Genomic DNA, 18,845 nt, shown 5'->3' with positions numbered 1-18,845 from the left:
GAATGTGTATTGTTTCAGATCAGCGTCGTGCGAGCGCACAGACGAAAAATTCTTCAGCGTATGCATCTGAAAAAGCGGGGTGAAGCGGCGGTTGTTTTGGCGCCGCCGCCCGCAAACGCCCCTCACCGAAGATCGGCCCGATCGTCCGCTTCATCGCGGTCAGCAATCGGCTGCAGGAAAGGAAAATCGCCGGCCGGAAAGAACCGAAGGCTTTCCGGCCGGCTGCTGATGAACCGCTTTCGGGGGAAAGCCGGCAGCCGATAAAAGTTGAAGCCCGCAAACTTTGCGATCTCGCCGAGCCGTTCCTTGCCGCACTCGACGAGATGTCGCGCGACCGGTCCGCGAAGGCAAAAAATCCAGCATCCTCAATGCAATCGCCGCGCGCATGCTCGCATTTTTTCATCTTCATACGACGTGTCGCCTGCTTCGCCGGACCTCGCCGCCGGCAGCGAGAGGTTGCGTGCCGGAGCTCGGCAAACACGGCTTTTGCTCGGCATGTCGAGGACATCAAGCAAGCCGGCCTAATAGAGCGGGAAGAACAGAGAGAGATCTGACGCTCATCCCTATGTCAGGCTCGACAAAGCTCTTCTCGGGACATCAGTCATATTTGCAAGCCCCCATTTGCGGGTCGCGGCAAGATCGCGGGGCGGCAGATCGCCGGTCCGGTGGGGCGTCTAAATTTGTTATCAAAGTCTTACGATGGGCTTAGGCAATTTTTAAATGTGGCAGGCTAGAGTGGCGTCCGTGGTCTTGCGTTGTGTAGAGAGTCCAATGACCGAAATGATACGTCCCCGAGTGAAATATGTCATCGGCCCCGATGGCAGCCCCCTGACGATCGCGGATCTTCCGCCGCCCAATACGCGGCGCTGGGTGATCCGGCGGAAGGCAGAGGTTGTCGCGGCTGTTCGCGGTGGCCTGTTGAGCTTGGAAGAGGCCTGCGAGCGTTATACGCTCACGGTCGAAGAGTTCCTCTCCTGGCAATCGTCGATCAACAGCCACGGTCTCGCCGGCCTGCGCACGACGCGCATCCAGCAATATCGTCACTGATCGCACGCCATCATCGAGATTTATTTCGGGCCGGACGCATCTCCCATAAGGGAATGAAGAAGGCCCGAAATCATTGACGAGGCCGCGTAGCACCAGAGGCCCGGCTGCGTGAAGGCATCCGCCAGCCCCGTTGTCTTCGCCGCCGCAATGACGATCGCGACCAGCAGCACGTCCATCATTGACCACTTGGACAGATGCGGCACGACGCGACGATAAAACAGGCTGCCGGCCCCGCCGCCGGCACCCGCTGCTTCCGCGGAGATCCCGATCATCTTCAGAAACGGAAGCACGATCGAGACCAATGCGACGATCGCCGCCAGCAGCCCATCCCCGCCCTGCCAGAGCGAGACGACGATTTCGATGAGCGACGGGGTCCGATCGAAGAAATACAGCGTTTCGAAACGGACCAGCGGCAGGATGAGACCGAGCGCCAGGAGGAACGGCGCGGCGACGAGCAGAACGGGGCGGATCATCGAAAGCGCGCTCATAGGCCCGAACCTCGCGCCGACTCGACATTTTTCATGAACACTCCGTCTCCTCCAGCGATTGCCTTGCCGGCTTGGCATGATCGCGTCCCCATGTCACCGTCGCCGACGACAATATCCCCATCCCTCTGCGAGGAAAGACAATGGACATTCGAAACGAGGAAGGCGCTTCCGGCGGCCGTTATGCGGCCGAGGTCGAAGGGCATCAGGCCGAGATGACCTATTCGCGCACATCGGCGAAACTCGTCATCGTCGATCACACCGCCGTTCCCGATGCGCTGCGCGGCAAGGGCGTCGGCCAGGCATTGGCGCTGCACGCGGTCGAGGCGGCCCGCGCCGGCGGCTGGAAGATCATCCCGCTCTGCCCCTTCTTCAAGGCGCAGGCGCAGCGCCATCCGGAATGGCAGGATGTGGTGAACTGATTCTGGCCTGAAGCGGCGGCTTCAGGCGGACGACACACCACGGCGCAAACACCAAAAGCCATGTATGACGGACAGCGCGCCCGTCATACATGGCTTCTCAGTGGCGATCCCAGGGCGCCGAAGCCGGCGCCCGCCGTTTTTTAAGCCCTTGCGCGGGCGCTGGTGTCACGTTCTTCCAGCGCCGTCGCCCTTGCATATTCCGCCTGCATCTCTTCGAGCGCCATTTCCAGCGACTCTTCCTGCATCTTCAGTTCCTTGATCGAAACCTGCAGGTTGTCGGCACGCTGACGCGCGGCCTTGGCGAAGGTCGGATACGCAAAGTGATTCGGATCCGAGATACCGGACTTCTTTTCCTCGACGACGATCTGGCTCTCCAGATCCTTCGTCATCCGTTCGAATTCGGACATCATCATCTGCAATTGCTGCAATTGACGTCGTTTTTCGTTCACCTGGAACTCTTTCAGGCGAACGAGACTCTCTCGCGACTTCATACGCATTACTCCCGTGATGCGAGACCCCGGCTCAACTTGAAACCGCCCTGCGCGCCGCTTTGACACGGTTTGCTAAAAAATTTCCTGCGATATTAACAAATACCTACCGCTGGTAACCTTTCGTTTACGGGCATCGTTAATGATAGGCCCGATGATTTAAGGGTCGGTAAATGCCGCGGCATTAAGTTCGAACCTTTTCATTGGCGAGTCGGATGAATCACTTAGCGCTTTTTCCTAATGTAGAAGATTAGAAGCGCCATTTGAGATTCCTATTGGAAAACAGAGAAATGGAAAAAATATTTAATAAATTCGATACTCCTTGCCAGAGTGAATTAGAATTTGTTAACCATTTCGTGGCAGCTTCCAAATCACGTAGCGTGTTCGGTATCGTGTAGGGGGCCAGACCACCTTTCGGCGGCGGTAAAGGGGATAATTATGCGGGTACTTCTCATCGAGGATGATAGCGCGACGGCGCAGAGCATCGAGTTGATGCTGAAATCAGAAAGTTTTAATGTTTATACCACCGATCTCGGTGAAGAAGGCGTCGATCTGGGCAAGCTGTATGATTATGATATCATCCTTCTCGATCTGAACCTGCCCGACATGTCCGGATATGAAGTGCTTCGCACGCTGCGGCTGTCCAAGGTCAAGACACCGATCCTCATTCTGTCTGGTATGGCCGGCATCGAAGACAAGGTTCGCGGCCTCGGCTTCGGCGCCGACGACTACATGACCAAGCCCTTCCACAAGGACGAGCTCGTCGCCCGTATCCACGCCATCGTCCGCCGCTCCAAGGGCCACGCTCAGTCGGTCATCATGACCGGCGAACTGATCGTCAACCTCGATGCCAAGACTGTCGAAGTCGGCGGCCAGCGTGTGCACCTGACCGGCAAGGAATACCAGATGCTGGAGCTGCTTTCGCTCCGCAAGGGCACTACGCTCACCAAGGAAATGTTCCTGAACCATCTTTACGGCGGTATGGACGAACCGGAACTGAAGATCATCGACGTCTTCATCTGCAAGCTCCGCAAGAAGCTTGCCAACGCCGCCGGCGGCGCCAACTACATCGAGACCGTCTGGGGCCGCGGCTACGTTCTGCGAGAGCCGGATGGTGCCGAATACGCCGAAACCGCCTGATTTTCCGGTCCCCCTTATCGGATAACGAAGATCCCGCCCTTCCGGCGGGATTTTTCGTTTCTGCCTGGCCCATGAGAAGCCGCCTCAATAGAAGGGATCTGGGGCTGGATCAGCGGTCGAACCTTCTCCGTTTCGATCAAGAAAACGGAGTGCCGGCGAGGCTGCATGGGAAGAGGAGACCTGCCGTCAGGCTGCGATCGCGCGGTTTCCGAAGACGGCGGTCAGGATCTTGCGGTCGAACGGCTTCAGCAGGAAATCGGTGGCGCCGGCCCGTTTGCCCGCCATCAGCTTCTTCAGATCCGCCTCGACGACGCAGTAATAGATCTTGACCTCTTTGCCACCGTCCATGGCGCGAATGGCGGCGATGAGGTCGAGAGCGCCTTCCATGCCGGAATCGACGATCAGATATTCCGGCAGCTCCGTCTGGCAGCGCTGCAGCGCTTCGCCGGCGTTGGAGGCCTCGCTGACGAGAAAATCGAGTTCGGAGAGAATGCGCTTGCCGACCTTGCGGACGATATCCGAATTATCGGTGATCATGAACCTTTGCATGGGCGCTCCTTTGCCCCCCGCATTCGTCGCAGCGAGAGGCCTCTTACAACCCTGGAGGATAGGTCCATCAGGCTAAGGAATCGTTACCGGACGGGCACCGACACCCGTTCCCGTGCGAAATCAGGCCGCCGCGGCCACCGCCGTGAACACCAGTTCCTCGGCGCTGGCGCTGTGATCAAGCGTCATTCCGCACTCCTGCGCCAGAAGCACGGTGTAATAGGGCTGGATCGAATGCGCGTCGATCGCTTCCTCGATCGTGCCGGTCGATATCTCGACGAATTTCGGCGGCAGGCGCATCAGTTTGCCTTTGGCCGTCAGCTTGAACCTGGCGTCGAACTCGGGATTCTCAAGCGTCACCTCGAGCACGCCGCCGCGCGGAATTGCGGAATAGGCAACGAGGAAGAGGTTGAGCAGCAGCTTGACCCGGTTCTTGGCGACGATGGCGCGCGGCCCGTTCCAGATCACCTCGGTCTTCTTCTCGGCGATGGCGAAATCCTTGGCTGCGCGCTCGGCCTCGCCTGTATCGATCGAAGCGCCGACAGAACCCGAAGCGCCGAAGGCAAGGCGTGCGAATTTCAGGCGGACGGAAGCATTCAGCGCGCTGGTACGGATCAGGTCCATCGCATCGGCGTCGGCACCACCCTCATCCAAGAGTTCCAGCCCGTTATTGATCGCACCGACCGGTGAAATGACATCGTGGCAAACGCGGCTGCAAAGAAGCGCGGCCAGATCCGGGCCGGACAAGGTAAGATTGGGGTTCTTGGACATCATCGTCTCCTGAGGGGCGGCAATTTCATCGCGCCCGGGAATATGCTTCATCAAAATTGCGCGAAGTTTGCGATCGGACTCGGTGCCATAATGACACCATATTTGGTAAACCGATTGTTAAGATCATCGGCGCAAAATGCACCAATCGCCGCGAGCGGTTGCCCGCTCCAGCCAAACGACGAACGGATGACACCATGCGCCCTCGATTTCCGCACCGATTGATCGGCTTCTGCAGGTTGCTTTCGGCCCTCGTCTTTTCCTCGCTGATGGTCGCCGGACCTGCCTCCGCCCAGGACAACGGCCAGTACACGATGCAGGAAATCGTCGATGCCGGCCACTCCTTCTTCGGGTCCGCCAGCGGCGGGCTTGCCAAAGTCGTCGAAAGTGCCTTCCAGAAATACGGCCTGCCGAATGGCTACATTCTCGGGCAGGAAGGCGGCGGCGCCTTCATCGCCGGCCTTACCTACGGCGAAGGCCAGCTGAACACCAAGAATGCCGGCGAACATAACCTCTACTGGCAGGGCCCTTCGCTCGGCCTCGACTACGGCGGCCAGGGCTCCCGCGTGATGATGCTGGTCTACGACCTGCCCTCGGTCAACGGCATCTATGCCCGCTTCGGCGGCGTCAGCGGCTCGGCCTATGTGATCGCCGGTTTCGGCATGACGCTGCTCAAGAACAATGACGTGCTGGTCGTGCCGATCCGCACCGGCGTCGGCGCCCGCCTCGGTGTCAATGTCGGCTACCTCAAGATCACCCAGGCGCCGACCTGGAACCCCTTCTGAGGCCGCAAAGCCGCTGGAAAGCGCCGCCGCCCGCATCGGCGGCCTTGCCCATATGCGTCATGCGTGCTTAATCATCGCGGCTGACCTCTTATCAACCTTCGAATCGATGGCCGCGCCGTGATCGAATATGCTCTCTTGTTCGGATTGGGCTTCCTGACCGCGGCCTTCCTCGTCTTTCTGGTCTCGCCCGCCGTTCACCGCCGTATCGTCTGGTATACCGAGAACCGCCTGAAGGCGACCATGCCGCTCACCCCGCAGGAGGTTCGCGCCCAGAAGGATATGGTGCGCGCCCTCTATGCCGCCGAGAATGCCCGGACCACTCAGGACCTGCTGCGTGAGCGCGAGAAATCCCTGTCGCTCCAGCTTCGCCATGACGCGCTCGCCGTCGATGCCGGCAGGCTTGCCGCCGAGATCGGCGAATTGCAGGCCCAGATCGGCGAGATGCATGTCGACGCGGCCGAGCAGCGCTCGCGCCTGCGCAAGGACGAAAATTATATCAGCCAGCTGAAGACCAATCTCCATATTGCAGAACAGTCCGTGGCCAACAAAGAGAGCGAATTGGCGGCGATGAGGACGCGGCTGAGCAAGCTTGGTGAGCAGACCGATGGGCTGAAGATCGATCTGGCCGCACGCGAAACCGAGGCGGAGAGCCTGAAATTCCGCGCCAACGCGCTGCGCGACGAACGAGACACGTTGCGCCAGGACGTCAACCTGCTGCAGAAGCGCGCCAAGGATGCCGAACAGAAACTGACGCAGCAGCAGCACATGGTGATCCGCCTGGAGGACAAGGCCGCGCGCGACAGCGCTTCCGCCGCCGAAAAGGAAACACTGGTCGCTCGCCGCCAGCAGGAGATCGCCAAGTTGAAGGAGCAGTTGAAGGCCGCCAATGCCGAGATCCGCAAGGTCAACCGCGCCCTGCGCGACGCCGGCCTTGCCGGGATGGCCGCGGAGCTGCCGGCGGAACCGACGGCCGAAGACCCGGCAACATCCATGCCCGACACCGCCGTTGTCACGGCGGAGATCGGCGAGGATGTGCGCAAGCGCAGCGCCGCCCTTGCCGAGCGTCTGCAGAAGGCAAAGACTGTGACCGGACGCGATGGCGCGATCCGTGAGGAGATCGCCTCGATCGCCGCCAACATGGTGGCGCTGACCGCACTCAACGAGGGGCCCTCCTCGCCGATCCGCACGCTTCTCGCCGACGGTGGGGAAAAGAACCAAAACGATCGCGTCAGCCTTGCCGACAGAGCAGCAGCAATCATCGCCGATCCCCAGCGCTAATGCATGTCGCTCGGAAGTGTGACGTGGTTCCGGGGTAGCGGCATGCATCCGAACAAAGGACTGAAGCGCGTCGTATCAATCAAGGTCGATGCGACGCGCTTTACGATCGCAATTTAAATCCGGCCCATCGCCGACGCCATGGAGAACAGCGCGACGCCCGTTGCCGTCGCGGCGTTGAGGCTGTCGAGCTCCTCCGACTGCGGGATGCGCGCGCTCTGGAAGCGCGAAAGCAGCGCCTCCGGCAACCCCTCCCCCTCCGTGCCGACGACGAGCGCCATGCGTGGTGAGGCGGGAATGGCGCGGATATCGGTCTTGCCGTGCGGCGAAAGCGTCCAGATGGCAAAGCCTCTTTCGGCAAGCGACAGCAGCACATCCAGCGCCTTGCCGCCGCGCCTGTGCGGAACGCTCAGCACCGAACCGACCGAGACACGCAGCGCCTTGCGGTAGAGCGGGTCACAGCAGGTCTCGTCGAGAAGCACCGCATCCGCCCGGAAAGCGGCCGCATTGCGGAACATCGAGCCGGCATTGTCATGATTGGAAATGCCGCAGCCGACGAGCACCAGCGCCCGTTCCGGCAGTGCGTCGAGAAGGGCCGCCTCACCGCGATCCTCCCGCCGGCCGAGCGCCAGAACGCCGCGATGCAGATGGAATCCGACGACGCCGTCCAGCACATCGGCCTCGGCGACATAGACCGGCACATCGGCCGGCAGCCGCTCCAGGATCGGCAGCACGCCGTCGACGCGGTTGCGCAGTAGCAGGACCTTTTCGGCAAAAAAGCCGCGGTCTTGCGCATGCGCTTCTGCGAGCATGCGCAGCACGACGGTGCCTTCGGCGATGAAGCGGTTTTCCCGGCCCGTCAGATCGCGCTCGCGGATATTGCGGAATTCGGCAATGCGCGGATCATCGGCGCTGTCGATGACGATCGGGACGGCGGCCATGCCGGCCTCAATTGCCCGCGACGCTGACGTCGGCGACGGTGCGGCCGGTCGCGAGGTCGAAGACCAGCGCCTTGCTCTTGCCCTCGGCCGTTTCGCCGTAAAACAGGATCTGCCCTGCCGAAAACGAAGTGGACTGCACCTTGAAGCCAAACGGCAACGAAACTGTCGCCGCCAGCGGCGCATCCGAAGGCACACCGGCGGCGGAAACGGCTGCCGCCGTCTGCTTCGGCTCGCGCATCGTCTTGTAGACAACCGCACCGAAGACCGCCATAAGGCTCACGAACATGATGGCGCCGGAAACGATCTGCAGGCGGACCATCTTGCGCCGGACACTTTCCATCGCCGGATCAAGGGGCTTCTCTTCCTGGTCGTCTGGCTCGATTGCTGTCATCTGTGCGTCCCGTTCTAAAAAAATACGTCGGAGAAGAAGCGTCTTGAGCGACCCCTTTAAACAAGCAGCCGGCAATAGAAAAGTCCTGACTGCCGATGAAACCGCCGAAGGCCGGCTCGACGCCTGGCTGACGGCGCAGCTTGGCGAGGAATTTTCGCGCAGCCGCATCAAGGCGCTGATCAAGGACGGCCAGGTTTTTCTGCGCGGCGAACCCGTCACCGATCCGCAGCGCAAGGTGCGCAACGGCGATAGTTTCGAGATCACCCTGCCCGAGCCGGAGGACCCGACGCCGCTGGGCGAGGACATCCCGCTCGATATCCTCCATGAGGACGAAGACCTCATCGTCATCTCCAAGCCTTCCGGCCTCGTCGTCCACCCCGCCGCAGGCAACTGGACGGGGACGCTGGTCAACGCGCTGATCCATCACTGCGGCGCGACACTCTCCGGCATCGGCGGCGTGCGCCGCCCCGGCATCGTCCATCGGCTCGACAAGGACACCACAGGCGTCATGGTCGTCGCCAAGAACGACATTGCCCATCGCCACCTCTCGCTCCAGTTTGCCGACCATGGCCGGACCATGCCGCTGGAGCGGGCCTATCAAGCCGTCGTCTGGGGCCGGCCCCGTTCGCTGACGGGAACGGTCGACGCGCCGCTCGGCCGCGCGACCGGCGATCGCACGCGCCGCGCCGTCAAGCGCCCTGACAGTCATGACGCCGACGAGGCGATCACGCATTACGAGGTGATCGAGCGCTTCCAGGAGAACCCGGACGCGACGGCGCTTGCCTCGCTGGTCGAGTGCCACCTCGAAACCGGCCGCACCCACCAGATCCGCGTGCATATGGCCCATATCGGCCACCCCCTGCTCGGCGATACGGTTTACGGCGCCGGCTTCAAGACCAAGGCCAATCGCCTGCCCGAAGAAATCCGCAAGGTCGTCAATGGCTTTAACCGCCAGGCGCTGCACGCCTTCATGCTGCAGTTCGAGCATCCCCGAACCGGCGAAATTATGCATTTCGAAGTGCCGCTACCCGATGATATGGTGGAACTGGTCGAGGCATTGCGGGGATAGAGGCGTCGTCTCCGACCCCTCTCACAGCTGCGTGAGCGGCACCTTGAACCGCCGTTTCGCCACACTTATCTGTATATTGACTTAGTGCGGGCTCGCAGTAGAGCCGCATGTCCCGGTTTGCCATTTTTAACGCGGGGACGCGTTTCCAACGGGAACCGGAATTCACTTTAGGAGGGTGCACTATGGCCCGAAATACCTTGCCGTCCATTACCGCCGGCGAAGCCGGTCTCAATCGTTACCTCGACGAAATCCGCAAATTCCCGATGCTTGAGCCGCAGCAGGAATACATGCTCGCCAAGCGTTATGCCGAGCATGGCGATCGCGACGCCGCCCATAAGCTCGTCACCAGCCATCTTCGCCTCGTCGCCAAGATCGCGATGGGCTATCGCGGCTACGGACTTCCGATCGGCGAAGTCGTCTCCGAGGGCAATGTCGGGCTGATGCAGGCCGTCAAGAAGTTCGATGCCGAGCGCGGCTTCCGCCTTGCCACCTATGCCATGTGGTGGATCAAGGCCTCGATCCAGGAATATATTCTGCGTTCGTGGTCGCTCGTGAAAATGGGCACGACCGCCAATCAGAAGCGCCTGTTCTTCAACCTGCGCCGGCTGAAAGGCCGCATTCAGGCGATCGATGACGGCGACCTGAAGCCGGAGCACGTCTCCGAAATCGCCACCAAGCTGAACGTCTCGGAGGAGGAGGTCATTTCGATGAACCGCCGCCTGTCCGGCGACGCCTCGCTGAACGCGCCGATCAAGGCGGCGGAAGGCGACAGCGGCCAATGGCAGGATTGGCTGGTGGACGACCATGACAGCCAGGAAGACGTACTGATCGAACAGGACGAGCTCGACACCCGCCGGCGCATGCTGGCGAAAGCGATGAGCGTGCTGAACGAACGCGAACGCCGTATCTTCGAGGCTCGCCGTCTCGCCGAGGATCCGGTGACCCTGGAGGACCTGTCGACGGAATTCGACATCAGCCGCGAACGCGTCCGCCAGATCGAGGTCCGCGCCTTCGAAAAGGTGCAGGACGCTGTCCGCAAGGAAGCCCAGGAACGCGCCAAGGCCGTCCGCGTCGTCGAAGCCACGGCCTGATAGGGCTGAACTTTAAGAATTGAAACGCCATCTCCTTACGCGGGAGGTGGCGTTTTTGGTTTGTGTTGTGAGCGTTTGAGAAGGACGCGGCGTCGCGGCATTTCCCCTTCTCCCCAGCGGGGAGAAGATGCCGGCAGGCAGATGAGGGGGTGAGCGGCAGAGCGAATGCGCTGAGCGAAAGCGAAGGGCAATCGTGACGGGTGTGCCGTGCGGCCCCCTCATCCGACCCTTCGGGCCACCTTCTCCCCGCTGGGGAGCAGAGGGGAACCAAGCCGCTTGCCCGGAGGAACGGATGCCGCCAAGCATATTCTTCACCCAACCGGGAAAAGCGGCGGCAACCGAAGGAGAGCGCAAGCGAAGGGCAATGAAATACCCCTCGCGCAACACCTCACTGGCTCGTCGACACATCCCCGAGCGCGGTCCATTCCTTGATTGCGGTATTGAAGGCATCCGTTCCCGTATTGCCCTTTTCCATAGTCAGCAGCGCGCGGCGGCCGTTGCGGTAGGTGACGGGAATATCGATCCAGCTGCGGGTCGACATCAGGTCGAGATTGGCCTTGCGCGCATCGGGATAGTCGTTGAGCGCGATCATGTGGAAATCGTCGGTGATCTTGGCCGGAACCGCGATCAGCGCGTCGCCGCGATCCTGCTCGGTGCGCTTCATCGAGATGCGCTGGACGCTGTCGATGCTGCCGCCTTCGAAATTCGGCGGCAGCGAGAAGACGATCTCGACGAGATGGCTTGCCGGCAGCGACGGATCGGAATTGCGCTTGAAGGTGACCAGAGCCGAGAGATTGCGCTCCGGCACGGTGATGTTGCCCTGTACCGTCGCCTCCTGCCGGCCGCCCTGGCCGGCCTCGTGCTGCAAGCTCCAGACGACCGATCCCTCGATCGCCGTCGGCGAGCTTTGGCCGATACGCTCCTCGTAGAGGAACATCTTCTGCGACGAGCCGACGGGAGCGCTCTGCTGGGGCGAAGCCACCGGGCCGTTCGGCGTCGGCGTTTCGGCCGGCGCGACATCGCCCTGCGCGGTCGCAGGCGGCGTGTCCGCTGCCGCGACATTCTGTTCGGCGACCGATTTTCCTTCCGCAGTCGGCGTTCCCGGCGCCGTCGCCGGTCCGCTGTCGACCTCGGTCCCATCCGTCAGCAGCCGCTGGGTGAATTTCGAATTGGCCGCGGCGCCGTCATTGTTCATTGACGCCACCTGCGGGTTCGGCTGCGCAGGCGCCGCTGGCGTATTCTGCGCTTCCGGCGTGGTCGGCTGGGCCGGCGTTGCCGCGCCGGGCTCGGCAGGCGTCGCGGAACTGGCTGGCGGTGTCGCTGCCTCGTTCCTGGTCGCTTGCGATGGTGCCGAACTGACGAGACCATCGACCATCGCCACCAGCGCTTCTCTGTTCATCCAGCCGGCATAGGCGCCGCCACCGATCAGGATGAGCGCGAAGATGAGGGTGATGACGGTGCCGATGCCGAAGCGGCGGCGCTTCGGCTCCATCCGGAAATTCTTGCCCTGCAGCTTGGAAGCGACCATCTGGTCGATATCCATCGCCGGATTGGCGTCGTCGTCGTCAGCCGCGACCGAGCCGCGGCGGTCGTAGCCGCGCAGCGCCTTCGCCTCGCGCCAGTCCTCGCTCGGCGCGCCGCCGGCAGCCGCCGGCTTGCCGTTGTGCACTTCCGCGAAAATATCGACATCATCGAAATGCGAGGCGACCGGCGCCTTCTTATTGCTGCCGGCCTCGATCGGCGGCAGATCGTCGAAGGCTGCGGTCTCCCAGGAGAAACTTTCCTTGGCCGCCGGCATGACGGCCGCAGGTGCCGCTTTTTCGAGGCTCGATATCACCTCCTCGAAGGCGCGCGCCGAGGTATCCGGGGTGGTCGGCGCCGTCTGCGAATATTGCCGGAGCTCCTCTTCCGCCCATTCGGTTTCCGCGTCCTTCGGCGCCGGAGCCGGTGTTTCGGCGGCGGGCTCGGCCCATACGGGATCGAAATGGCCAGCCGCGTCAGCCTGCAGCGGCTCCTCGCGGCTGTGCTCGACGAATTCCTGCGGACGATCGAAATCGGCGACCGGCTCCACCAGACGGTTGGAAGCGTGCTCTATGCCGCGAGTGATCGGCTGGAGCGGCGCGACGGGTTCGTAAGCCTCTTCGGCCTCCGGCTCTTGGCTTTCCACCACCGGCGGTTCGGCCGCGGTCTCTTCCGCGGCATGCTGCTCGTCGGCATGATATTCGTCGGCTTCGTCGTTGCGATGCTCGACGGGCTGCTGCCAGCGCTCATCATCTGCAGGCCAAGCCTCGGCAGCGACGTCGCGTCGCTCGCCGGAATGCCATTCCTCGGCCGGCCCTTCCTCTTCATGCGAGGGATGCCAGTATGTTTCGGCAGGAGCCGGTGTCTCTGCCTGCGCGGGAGCGGTGGCTTCGGCCGCAACGGACGTGGGGAGGCTGGGTGCTTCCTCGGAGAGAGGTTCCTCGTCCGCGAGCTCTTCCTGGGGCTCCTGCGGCGCACCAGCTTCTACGTGATCGGGCTCGCCGGCGGCGTCGGCCGCCTGCGGTTCCGCATCGGCTTCGTCGACAGGCTCTTCGACGACGGTCTCCGATGCAGACGCCGGTTCGCCTTCGTCGTGAGCCGCTTGTTCTTCGGCGAATTCCGGCGCGGCGACGGCAGCAACCGTCTCATCGAGCGGCAGCGCCTCGGAATGTTCGCCCTCCACTTCGCGGATGGCGGCCTCGAGCTTTTCGAGCTGGCGTTGCAGCATGGCTTCCGGCGGACGCGGCTTCATGTTCTCGAGCTGCCGCTGCACTGCGCCGCGGGCACGTTCGTAGACTTTCACCCGCATCTCGGGGGTATTTTCAGCCAGGCCGTCAACGGCCCGCCGAATAACTGCAATAAAATCCGCCATCAGTACTTTCTCAAGAAGTCCGGCACCCGACCGAACTATCCTCCACAGTGACCCGTGAGCTTAATCCTCAAACGGATCGGTCACAAGTATCGTGTCATCCCGCTCCGGGCTGGTGGAAAGGAGCGCGACAGGCGCCCCGATCAGCTCTTCGACCTGGCGAACATATTTGATCGCCTGTGCCGGCAGGTCCGCCCAACTGCGGGCGCCGACGGTCGATTCCTTCCAGCCTTCCAGCGTGATATAGACCGGTTCGACCCTAGCTTGTGCTCCCTGGCTTGCGGGAAGATGATCAATCTGTTCGCCGTCGAGCATATAGCCGACGCAGATCTTCAGTTCCTCGAGGCCGTCGAGCACGTCGAGCTTGGTGAGCGCGATGCCCGTGATGCCGTTGGTGGCGATCGATTGGCGCACCAGCGCGGCATCGAACCAGCCGCAGCGCCGCTTGCGCCCGGTCACCACGCCGAATTCATGGCCTTTTTCGCCAAGGAACTCGCCGATCGCATCCTTCAGCTCCGTCGGGAACGGGCCTTCGCCGACGCGCGTCGTATAGGCCTTGGTGATGCCGAGGATATAGCCGAGCGAGCCCGGCCCCATGCCGGAACCGGCCGCAGCCTGACCGGCCACGGTGTTCGACGAGGTCACGAAAGGATAGGTGCCGTGGTCGATGTCGAGCAGGCTGCCCTGCGCGCCTTCGAAGAGGATGCGGGAGCCCTTGCGGCGCTCCTTGTCGAGGAAGAGCCAGACGGTGTCACGGAACGGCAGGACCCGATCGGCGATCGAGGTCAGTTCGTCCATGATCGTCTGGTGGCTGACTTCGGCGACGCCGAGGCCGCGGCGAAGCGCATTGTGATGCGTCAGAATACGGTCGACCTTGCCGGCAAGGCTGTCGAGATCGGCAAGATCCATCACCCGGATGGCGCGGCGGCCGACCTTGTCTTCATAGGCAGGGCCGATGCCGCGGCGTGTCGTGCCGATCTTGGTGCCGCTGTTCGACGCCGCATCCTCGCGCATCGCGTCGAGCTCGCGGTGCAGCGACAGAATGAGCGTCGCATTGTCGGCGATACGCAGATTGTCAGGCGTCACCGTCACGCCCTGGGCCTCCAGCCGGCCGATCTCGGCGATCAGCGCATGCGGGTCGACGACGACGCCGTTGCCGATCACCGCCATCTTGCCCGGGCGCACGACGCCGGACGGCAGCAGCGACAGCTTGTAGCTCGTGCCGTCGATGACGAGCGTATGGCCGGCATTATGTCCGCCCTGATAGCGCACAACGATATCCGCGCGCTCTGAAAGCCAGTCGACAATCTTGCCCTTGCCTTCGTCACCCCATTGCGAACCGACCACGACTACGTTCGTCATCCAACTCTTCCTGTTACCGGCGGAAAACCGCGCACCTGCTCAAACCCGCGCATCTATAAAGCTTTGTTTTTGGGAAAGCGACCCTGTTGTCACAGGTGATTGGGCTTTTTACGTGACAAATCAGCAGCCGGCAGGCTATTGCCCGTCACAAAACGCCGCTCGGCGGTCGCGGAAAGACGGGAAAAGCGCTCTTGCAAGCCACGGCCTACATCTGCCTCGTTGTCGCCACCCTCTGCTGGGGCGGCAACTCCGTCGCCGGCAAGCTCGCAGTCGGCCATATCAGCCCGATGATGCTGACCTTCCTGCGCTGGTTCATCGCCGTGGCGCTGATCGCCCTGATCTCGGTGCCGCAGCTCAAGCGGGACTGGCCGGTGGCCAGGAAGAACCTGCCGCTGCTGTTCTTCTACGGCGTCATCGGCTACACGCTCTTCAACGCCATGCTTTATTCCGCCGTGCAGTACACGACGGCGATCAATGTCGCCATCGAGCAGGCCGGCATCCCGATGCTGATCTTCCTGTTGAACTTCATGTTCTTCCGTACCGGCATCTCGCTGGCGCAATGTCTCGGCTTCGGCATGACGCTGATCGGCGTCGCTTTGACCGCCGCTCACGGCGACCTGACAACGCTGCTGCAATTAAGCCTCAACCGCGGCGACGGGCTGATGCTGATCGCCATTGCCGCCTATTCGGTCTATACGATCTTCCTGCGCTGGAAGCCGCCCGTCGACTGGCGCACGCTCATGGCGTTCCCCGCGCTCGGCGCCATGCTGACCTCGGTGCCGCTGCTCCTTTGGGAGGCAGGCCGGGGCGCCGCGCAATGGCCGGATCAGGCCGGCTGGGTCATCACTTTCTACACAGCAACCTTCCCGTCGCTGCTGGCGCAGATCCTCTATATCAAGGGTGTCGAGGCGATCGGCGCCAATCGGGCCGGCCTGTTCATCAATCTCGTGCCGGTGTTCGGAACCCTGCTCTCCGTCGCCCTGATCGGCGAGAGGCTGCAGTCCTTCCACATGATCGCGCTGGCACTGACCTTGGGCGGCATCGCCATCGCCGAAAAGGGCCGGCCGAAAGCCTCGGCTCCGACCGTTCCGGCCTCACCCGTGGATTGACGCATCGCTCTAACCAAGCTCCAGCGTCGTCACGCCGAAGACGTGCTTCAGCGGAGTGGCCGGCGCCGGCCCGCGATACATGCGCGCCGTCTCGAACACCGGTCGAAGGCCGAGGCCTTCGGCAAGCGCCACCGCCTCCTGGTTCTCCGCGGGGATATCGATGAAGAGAGCAGCCCCCTTCGCCTCGGGGATCAATTCGGCAAGCAGCGCTGCGGCGCTGTCGGCATCGTTGGCAAAGAGCGGCCCGATCTTGTAACCCTCGTAGCAGCGGCGGATCGTGCCGTAACCGCGGATCTTGCCGCTCTTGCGCACCACCGCCGAGCGACGGCCCTTGCGAGCGGTGCACCAGGCGGCAAGGAAGCCATCCCGCGGCTGCGGAAAGATCGCCGAATCATAACGCTGCAGGCCTTCGAGACGCGAATCCATGACCGGCTGCGCGGCAAGCGCCGAGACCGGCAAGGTGGTGGCGACGCCGCCGTAGCGAATGGTGGAATAGGCGCGTTCGAAGCCGGCCTTGCGATAGTTGTCCTGCTGGGCGGCGACGCCGTCGAGGCCGATCGTACGGTCCCCCGCGCTTGATATGCCCGTCTCCCAGATCGCCTTGCCGTAACCCTTGCCGCGGAAATCGGGATGGACGATGTAGAGGCCGAGGAAGGCGAAACTCTCGCCGTATTTGACGACCGAGATCGAACCGACGGGAACTTCACCGACGGCGCCGACGAAAAAACCCGACGGATCGGCCTCAAGGAATGCGAGCGAATCGTCGAGGCCCGGGTTCCAGCCCTCCTGACGCGCCCATTCGAGCACGAGTTCCAGTTCGCCGGGCCGCATCGAACGAACGGCAAATTCCGAATTCATGCGACTTTCCCAGATTGAATGTCCCGCAAGTCCATCCCGGCAACGGCAAAGCAATTGTCAGGCCCCCGGCTTCCCGATTGCACCTGCGAATGATGGAAAGCCGCGCTCATGATCTTGACCACGCGTATAATCATTTTTCGATGCAATGCAGAAAGCTTCGTTTCCGCATTAGCATGAAACAATGCCGATGCAAGCTCAAGAAAATTACTTGCGCGCCAATTATCTCTTCGCGGCCGCGAAAGCGCGCCGGCGGTCCCCACCGACGGATCACCGGGCCGTTCCACCGATCGCGGTCTTCTGCTTTTCGATCCCGCTCGCCATCGGTGAAAAAAGGCGAGCCGTCTCGGCCGCCGGTGCGGGATAACCGAACGCGTAACCCTGCAGGCCATCGCAGCCGAGCTGCGCCAGCACGAAGGCATGCGCCTCGGTCTCGATGCCCTCGGCGATCACCTCGACATCGAGCGCCTTGGCGATTTCCACGATCGACCCCACCACGCGCCGCTGTTCGGCTGACGTGACGACCTCGGCGATGAGCTGTCGGTCGATCTTCAGCCGCTTCGGCCGCAGCTTGACGAGACCGATGAGCGAGGCATGGCCGGATCCGAAATCATCGATCTCGATGTCGATGCCCATCTGTTTGATATCGCCGATATGATCGAGCAGTTTTTCGTCGCTGTCGTCGAGGAAGATCGTCTCGACCAGTTCGAAGACGATCACGCCGGGCGGAATGTCGAGTTTCCTCAGTTTGCCGAGCAACGTCGGATCGGCAAGGCGCGATGCCGAGATGTTGACGGCGATGCGCGGAACCGCCAGGCCCTGCAACAGCCAGAACAGCCGGTCCTCGAGAACGTTCTTCAGGATCGCCGCATCGATCTCGGCCGCAAGCCCGTGCTCGTCGGCGATCTTCAGGAATACCCCCGGGGCGAGCACGCCCTTCTCGGGATGTTTCCAGCGCGCCAGAGCCTCGAAGCCGATGACATCACGCGTCCGGGCGTCGAGCTGCACCTGATAATAGGGAACGATCTCGCCGCGCTCCAGCCCGAGCTTCAGTTCCTCGGCGAGGCGACGCTTGGCGCGCAGGTCCTCCTGCAGTTGCCGTGTGAAGAATTCGACGCGGTTGCGCCCGAGCTTCTTGGCCTGGTAGAGCGCCAGATCGGATTCGGCAAGCAGGCTGCGCGCCCGCCGATCGCCGCTCCAGGAAACGCCGATCGAGGCGCCGGATTGCAGCATCTCCTGACCGAAGCGGATCTTCTTCCGGAGCCGGCGCTGAAGGTCGTCGGTAATCAGCTTCAGCTCGGTGAGATCGCTGAAATTGACCAGCACGATGACGAATTCGTCGCCGCCGACGCGGGCGACCATGCCATTTGCGGGAATGGCGGCAGTGATGCGAAGGGCCGCGGCCCTGAGCACGGCGTCGCCTGCCGCATGACCGTGGCTGTCGTTGATCTGCTTGAACTGGTCGAGGTCGAGATGCAGCACGCCAAGCGTCGTGATGCTCCTGTCGGCCGGCAACTCGGCGAGCCGCTTGTCGAGAAGGCGCCGGTTCGGCAGGCCGGTGAGATAATCGTGATCGGCGACATGCTCGATGCGGGCATTGCTTTCCTCGAGCGCCAGCGCTCTCGCCTCGGCCACCATCTTCTGGCCCGCGAGTTCGGCGTTGAGCAGGACGTCGGCGGTGACATCCCATTCGGCGCCGATGAAGGAGGGCAGCCCCTCCGCATCCACGTAGAAATGCGCGCGTGAGCGCAGATGGCGGATTTCGCCGCTCGGCAGCACGATCCGAAATTGTGAATTATAGGCGCCCCGTGTTGCAATTGCCTCATCGAAGTCGCGTTCGGCCTGCTCGCGATCGTCGGGATGGATCGCGTTCGACCAAAGCGATGCCGGCACCAGGCGGAAGCTCTCCCCAGTCTCATAAAGGCGATGCATCTGCGCATCCCACAAGATCCCGTCCTGCTCGATGCTGTGCTCCCAGACACCGATCCGGGATGCATCGAGAGCGAGTTCGAGCCGGCGCAGAAGATCCTGAAACTCTTGTTCGGATCGTGTGGGTCTATTTTCTGGCAACGCGGTCTCAGCCTTAGAAGCTTCCATAACTGCAATATGGTCTCAAGCCGGCATTAATGAAGCCTTGTCCCGATGATCGAACTAGTCACTAGGTGAACCGTCCGTTACGAT

The 18,845-nt window shown here is 62.2% G+C and carries 19 protein-coding genes; 8 read left to right on the top strand and 11 right to left on the bottom strand.

The genetic code is table 11. The features are described from left to right. Nucleotides 1-19 precede the first annotated feature (19 nt). On the bottom strand, nucleotides 20-409 hold the full coding sequence (locus QMO80_RS17765) for a hypothetical protein (RefSeq protein WP_283197699.1): 390 nt from the start codon (nucleotides 407-409) through the stop codon (nucleotides 20-22). A gap of 362 nt (nucleotides 410-771) precedes the next feature. Between QMO80_RS17765 and QMO80_RS17760 the strand changes: the two genes are divergently transcribed. Beyond that, nucleotides 772-1,047, top strand: a complete 276-nt coding sequence (locus tag QMO80_RS17760; RefSeq protein WP_007533628.1) for a DUF1153 domain-containing protein — start codon at nucleotides 772-774, stop codon at nucleotides 1,045-1,047. 20 nt (nucleotides 1,048-1,067) lie between these two features. Here QMO80_RS17760 and QMO80_RS17755 read toward each other — a convergent pair whose 3' ends face one another. Continuing rightward, nucleotides 1,068-1,613: a paraquat-inducible protein A gene (locus tag QMO80_RS17755; protein WP_283197698.1), complete on the bottom strand. Its 546-nt coding sequence runs from the start codon at nucleotides 1,611-1,613 to the stop codon at nucleotides 1,068-1,070. 62 nt (nucleotides 1,614-1,675) lie between these two features. Between QMO80_RS17755 and QMO80_RS17750 the strand changes: the two genes are divergently transcribed. Continuing rightward, a complete protein-coding gene (locus tag QMO80_RS17750; RefSeq protein ID WP_283197697.1) occupies nucleotides 1,676-1,954 on the top strand; it encodes a GNAT family N-acetyltransferase in 279 nt (92 codons plus the stop codon). A gap of 140 nt (nucleotides 1,955-2,094) precedes the next feature. Here the strand turns inward: QMO80_RS17750 and QMO80_RS17745 are convergent, their stop codons facing one another. Next, complete coding sequence (locus QMO80_RS17745) at nucleotides 2,095-2,445, bottom strand: hypothetical protein (RefSeq protein ID WP_003566024.1); 351 nt, start codon at nucleotides 2,443-2,445, stop codon at nucleotides 2,095-2,097. A gap of 435 nt (nucleotides 2,446-2,880) precedes the next feature. Here QMO80_RS17745 and ctrA point away from each other — a divergent pair, with 435 nt between their 5' ends. Beyond that, a complete protein-coding gene (gene ctrA / locus QMO80_RS17740) occupies nucleotides 2,881-3,582 on the top strand; it encodes a response regulator transcription factor CtrA (RefSeq protein WP_003542362.1) in 702 nt (233 codons plus the stop codon). Between the two features lie 186 nt (nucleotides 3,583-3,768). Here ctrA and QMO80_RS17735 read toward each other — a convergent pair whose 3' ends face one another. Beyond that, nucleotides 3,769-4,131, bottom strand: coding sequence for a response regulator (locus tag QMO80_RS17735; protein WP_003566026.1), 363 nt, complete (start codon nucleotides 4,129-4,131; stop codon nucleotides 3,769-3,771). A gap of 120 nt (nucleotides 4,132-4,251) precedes the next feature. After that, complete coding sequence (gene chpT, locus QMO80_RS17730) at nucleotides 4,252-4,899, bottom strand: histidine phosphotransferase ChpT (RefSeq protein WP_283200215.1); 648 nt, start codon at nucleotides 4,897-4,899, stop codon at nucleotides 4,252-4,254. Between the two features lie 194 nt (nucleotides 4,900-5,093). Here chpT and QMO80_RS17725 point away from each other — a divergent pair, with 194 nt between their 5' ends. Continuing rightward, nucleotides 5,094-5,681, top strand: a complete 588-nt coding sequence (locus QMO80_RS17725; protein ID WP_097620376.1) for a DUF1134 domain-containing protein — start codon at nucleotides 5,094-5,096, stop codon at nucleotides 5,679-5,681. Nucleotides 5,682-5,798: 117 nt separating this feature from the next. Beyond that, nucleotides 5,799-6,959, top strand: a complete 1,161-nt coding sequence (locus QMO80_RS17720; protein WP_283197696.1) for a hypothetical protein — start codon at nucleotides 5,799-5,801, stop codon at nucleotides 6,957-6,959. A 113-nt stretch (nucleotides 6,960-7,072) separates the two neighbouring features. Here QMO80_RS17720 and QMO80_RS17715 read toward each other — a convergent pair whose 3' ends face one another. Both QMO80_RS17715 and QMO80_RS17710 read right to left on the bottom strand, forming a co-directional pair. Beyond that, nucleotides 7,073-7,897 carry an RNA methyltransferase gene (locus tag QMO80_RS17715; RefSeq protein WP_283197695.1) on the bottom strand — a complete coding sequence of 275 codons (825 nt, stop codon included), beginning with the start codon at nucleotides 7,895-7,897 and terminating at the stop codon, nucleotides 7,073-7,075. A gap of 7 nt (nucleotides 7,898-7,904) precedes the next feature. After that, complete coding sequence (locus QMO80_RS17710) at nucleotides 7,905-8,288, bottom strand: hypothetical protein (protein ID WP_283197694.1); 384 nt, start codon at nucleotides 8,286-8,288, stop codon at nucleotides 7,905-7,907. A 43-nt stretch (nucleotides 8,289-8,331) separates the two neighbouring features. Between QMO80_RS17710 and QMO80_RS17705 the strand changes: the two genes are divergently transcribed. Then, the gene (locus tag QMO80_RS17705; protein WP_283197693.1) at nucleotides 8,332-9,357 is read left to right on the top strand and encodes an RluA family pseudouridine synthase; all 1,026 of its coding nucleotides are present in this window, start codon (nucleotides 8,332-8,334) and stop codon (nucleotides 9,355-9,357) included. Between the two features lie 182 nt (nucleotides 9,358-9,539). Then, nucleotides 9,540-10,448 carry an RNA polymerase sigma factor RpoH gene (gene rpoH, locus QMO80_RS17700; protein ID WP_049731684.1) on the top strand — a complete coding sequence of 303 codons (909 nt, stop codon included), beginning with the start codon at nucleotides 9,540-9,542 and terminating at the stop codon, nucleotides 10,446-10,448. A 388-nt stretch (nucleotides 10,449-10,836) separates the two neighbouring features. On the opposite strand, the gene QMO80_RS17695 is transcribed toward rpoH, so the two are convergent. Further along, nucleotides 10,837-13,341 (bottom strand): hypothetical protein, encoded by a 2,505-nt coding sequence (locus QMO80_RS17695; protein WP_283197692.1) that lies wholly within the window; start codon nucleotides 13,339-13,341, stop codon nucleotides 10,837-10,839. A 60-nt stretch (nucleotides 13,342-13,401) separates the two neighbouring features. Continuing rightward, on the bottom strand, nucleotides 13,402-14,700 hold the full coding sequence (locus tag QMO80_RS17690) for an adenylosuccinate synthase (RefSeq protein WP_003590514.1): 1,299 nt from the start codon (nucleotides 14,698-14,700) through the stop codon (nucleotides 13,402-13,404). A 191-nt stretch (nucleotides 14,701-14,891) separates the two neighbouring features. Between QMO80_RS17690 and QMO80_RS17685 the strand changes: the two genes are divergently transcribed. Next, nucleotides 14,892-15,809 carry a DMT family transporter gene (locus QMO80_RS17685; RefSeq protein ID WP_283197691.1) on the top strand — a complete coding sequence of 306 codons (918 nt, stop codon included), beginning with the start codon at nucleotides 14,892-14,894 and terminating at the stop codon, nucleotides 15,807-15,809. A gap of 9 nt (nucleotides 15,810-15,818) precedes the next feature. Here the strand turns inward: QMO80_RS17685 and QMO80_RS17680 are convergent, their stop codons facing one another. Continuing rightward, on the bottom strand, nucleotides 15,819-16,667 hold the full coding sequence (locus QMO80_RS17680) for a GNAT family N-acetyltransferase (protein WP_283197690.1): 849 nt from the start codon (nucleotides 16,665-16,667) through the stop codon (nucleotides 15,819-15,821). Nucleotides 16,668-16,934: 267 nt separating this feature from the next. Beyond that, nucleotides 16,935-18,761 (bottom strand): bifunctional diguanylate cyclase/phosphodiesterase, encoded by a 1,827-nt coding sequence (locus QMO80_RS17675; RefSeq protein WP_283197689.1) that lies wholly within the window; start codon nucleotides 18,759-18,761, stop codon nucleotides 16,935-16,937. Nucleotides 18,762-18,845: the final 84 nt, after the last annotated feature.

The sequence above is a fragment of the Rhizobium sp. BT03 genome (genome assembly GCF_030053155.1).
Classification (GTDB): domain Bacteria; phylum Pseudomonadota; class Alphaproteobacteria; order Rhizobiales; family Rhizobiaceae; genus Rhizobium.
The sequence above is the reverse complement of the archived record's forward strand: the minus strand, read 5'-3'. Positions and strand labels throughout refer to the sequence as shown.

Bases quoted from the DNA above. Each gene is read 5' to 3' on its own strand.
- rpoH (WP_049731684.1), top strand. From the start codon at position 9,540: ATGGCCCGAAATACCTTGCCGTCCATTACCGCCGGCGAAGCCGGTCTC.
- QMO80_RS17735 (WP_003566026.1), bottom strand. From the start codon at position 4,131: ATGCAAAGGTTCATGATCACCGATAATTCGGATATCGTCCGCAAGGTC.
- QMO80_RS17755 (WP_283197698.1), bottom strand. From the start codon at position 1,613: ATGCCAAGCCGGCAAGGCAATCGCTGGAGGAGACGGAGTGTTCATGAA.
- QMO80_RS17690 (WP_003590514.1), bottom strand. From the start codon at position 14,700: ATGACGAACGTAGTCGTGGTCGGTTCGCAATGGGGTGACGAAGGCAAG.
- ctrA (WP_003542362.1), top strand. From the start codon at position 2,881: ATGCGGGTACTTCTCATCGAGGATGATAGCGCGACGGCGCAGAGCATC.
- chpT (WP_283200215.1), bottom strand. From the start codon at position 4,899: ATGTCCAAGAACCCCAATCTTACCTTGTCCGGCCCGGATCTGGCCGCG.
- QMO80_RS17745 (WP_003566024.1), bottom strand. From the start codon at position 2,445: ATGAAGTCGCGAGAGAGTCTCGTTCGCCTGAAAGAGTTCCAGGTGAAC.
- QMO80_RS17680 (WP_283197690.1), bottom strand. From the start codon at position 16,667: ATGAATTCGGAATTTGCCGTTCGTTCGATGCGGCCCGGCGAACTGGAA.
- QMO80_RS17710 (WP_283197694.1), bottom strand. From the start codon at position 8,288: ATGACAGCAATCGAGCCAGACGACCAGGAAGAGAAGCCCCTTGATCCG.
- QMO80_RS17760 (WP_007533628.1), top strand. From the start codon at position 772: ATGACCGAAATGATACGTCCCCGAGTGAAATATGTCATCGGCCCCGAT.
- QMO80_RS17675 (WP_283197689.1), bottom strand. From the start codon at position 18,761: ATGGAAGCTTCTAAGGCTGAGACCGCGTTGCCAGAAAATAGACCCACA.
- QMO80_RS17715 (WP_283197695.1), bottom strand. From the start codon at position 7,897: ATGGCCGCCGTCCCGATCGTCATCGACAGCGCCGATGATCCGCGCATT.
- QMO80_RS17725 (WP_097620376.1), top strand. From the start codon at position 5,094: ATGCGCCCTCGATTTCCGCACCGATTGATCGGCTTCTGCAGGTTGCTT.
- QMO80_RS17765 (WP_283197699.1), bottom strand. From the start codon at position 409: ATGAAGATGAAAAAATGCGAGCATGCGCGCGGCGATTGCATTGAGGAT.
- QMO80_RS17750 (WP_283197697.1), top strand. From the start codon at position 1,676: ATGGACATTCGAAACGAGGAAGGCGCTTCCGGCGGCCGTTATGCGGCC.
- QMO80_RS17695 (WP_283197692.1), bottom strand. From the start codon at position 13,341: ATGGCGGATTTTATTGCAGTTATTCGGCGGGCCGTTGACGGCCTGGCT.